The organism is Caballeronia sp., from assembly GCF_049581465.1.
In the GTDB taxonomy this organism is placed as follows: Bacteria; Pseudomonadota; Gammaproteobacteria; order Burkholderiales; family Burkholderiaceae; genus Caballeronia.
In genome coordinates, this window is the sequence record NZ_JBAUSA010000407.1 from 1 (window position 1) to 1,782 (window position 1,782).

A 1,782-nucleotide genomic window follows, 5' to 3' on the forward strand; every position below is an offset into this window, starting at 1 on the left:
TATCTGTTCTTGATGATCGTGGGCGGCTTGTCCGGCTTCTTCGTCGTGCCGATGAATGCGTTGCTGCAACATCGCGGACACGTCTTGCTGTCGGCCGGGCATTCCATCGCGGTACAGAATTTCAACGAAAATCTCTCGGTGCTGATCATGCTGTGCCTGTACGCGGTGCTCGTGTGGCTCGATGTCCCGATCCAGCTCGTCATCGTGTTGTTTGGCACGTTCGTCTGCCTGATGATGTATTTTGTGATGCGCCGGCATCAGGCGAATCAGCGCGCCTTCGATTCCGTCGCCCTGATCGGCGAGTCGAGGCACTGAGCCCTGGGCTCTTTCGCGGCCGGCGCGATTGTGCCGCGCGCGATAATCCTGCCGTAGCCCTTATTTTTCGACACTACTCATGCTTGCCCCCGATCTCTTCCCGTTCGCCATGCGCGTGCGCGAGCGCGCGCCGCTCATCCATTGCCTGACGAATCTCGTCGTGACCAACTTCACCGCGAATGTGCTGCTTGCGGTTGGAGCCGCGCCGGCGATGGTCGTCGCGCGCGAGGAGGCGGCCGAATTCGCGGCGGTGGCGAACGCGTTATCGGTGAATCTCGGCACGCTGGACTTGCCGCAGACCAAATCGATCCGCGCGGCCATCGATGCCGCCAACCAAGCTGGAAAACCCTGGATTCTCGATCCTGTCGCGGTCGGTCCGCTGCGGTTTCGCACTGAATTCGCGTTCGATCTTTTGGAGCTGACACCTGCGGTGATTCGCGGCAACGCGTCCGAGATCATCAGCCTGGCGGGCGGCGCGTCGAGTGGACGCGGCGTGGACAGCATGGCGCTGGCAGAAAGCGCTGTCGATGCCGCGCAGCTCCTCGCGATGAAAACGGGCGCGGTCGTGGCTGTGACGGGCGCAACTGACTACGTAACCGACGGCCGCCGTACTGTGGCGTTGTCGAACGGGTCGGCTTTGATGACGCGGGTGACGGGCGTCGGGTGCGCGTTATCGGCGACGGTCGCAGCGTTCGCGGGCGTCGCCGATGAAGGTGAACGTTGGGCTGCGACGGTTGCGGCGATTGCGTATTCGAGCATCGCGGGCGAACTGGCCGCGCGCGATGCCGCGTTGCCCGGCAGTTTTGCAGTCGCGTATCTTGACCGGCTGGCATCGCTCGATGCAGCGACGTTCGCGGCGACCTTGGTGATGGGTGAACATGTCGTTTGATCTCTCGCTGTATCTTGTCCTCGATCCGGTGCAGTGCGGAGGTCATGCGCGCGCGCTCGACGTGACGCGTGCGGCGCTGGATGGCGGCGTGACGATCGTGCAACTTCGCGCGCCCGAATGGCACAAGCGCGCATGGCTTGAGCTCGCGCTCGATCTTCTGCCGCTCACGCGCGAGCGCGGCGTGCCGCTGATCATCAACGATCATGTCGATGTAGCGCTCGCTTGCGGTGCCGATGGGGTGCATGTCGGACAGCGTGATTTGCCGGCCCGGGTCGTGCGCGAGATGCTTGGGGCCCGTGCGTTGATTGGGTTATCGGTATCGGATGAAAGTCAGGTCGATGACGCTAATTCGCTGGGAAGCGTGATCGATTATGTGGGTATTGGGCCGGTGTTTGATACGGCGACCAAGCCGGATGCGTCGACGGCGTGCGGGATTGACGGGCTTGCTGCGATGTGCGCCCGGGTTTGGGTTCCTAGCGTCGCTATTGGGGGCATTCAGTTGCACAATGCCGCTGATGTTAAGCGCGCGGGGCCGGGTGGGATCGCGGTGGTGTCGGCGATATGCAAGGCCGGGGATC

2 protein-coding genes and 1 pseudogene are annotated in these 1,782 nt (G+C 63.0%); all 3 read left to right on the top strand.

Going from position 1 to position 1,782, the window contains the following annotated elements:
- Nucleotides 1–315, top strand: a pseudogene (locus WCA53_RS10210) (lysophospholipid transporter LplT); the annotation flags it as partial.
- A 79-nt stretch (nt 316–394) separates the two neighbouring features.
- Nucleotides 395–1,204 carry a hydroxyethylthiazole kinase gene (gene thiM, locus WCA53_RS10215; RefSeq protein ID WP_423908697.1) on the top strand — a complete coding sequence of 270 codons (810 nt, stop codon included), beginning with the start codon at nt 395–397 and terminating at the stop codon, nt 1,202–1,204.
- Nucleotides 1,194–1,782 (top strand): thiamine phosphate synthase (thiE, locus tag WCA53_RS10220; protein WP_423908699.1); only part of this gene is annotated, 589 nt, incomplete at its 3' end. The genes thiM and thiE, both read left to right, overlap by 11 nt.

Coding starts and splice junctions, on each gene's coding strand:
- thiM (WP_423908697.1), top strand. CDS start 395: ATGCTTGCCCCCGATCTCTTCCCGTTCGCCATGCGCGTGCGCGAGCGC.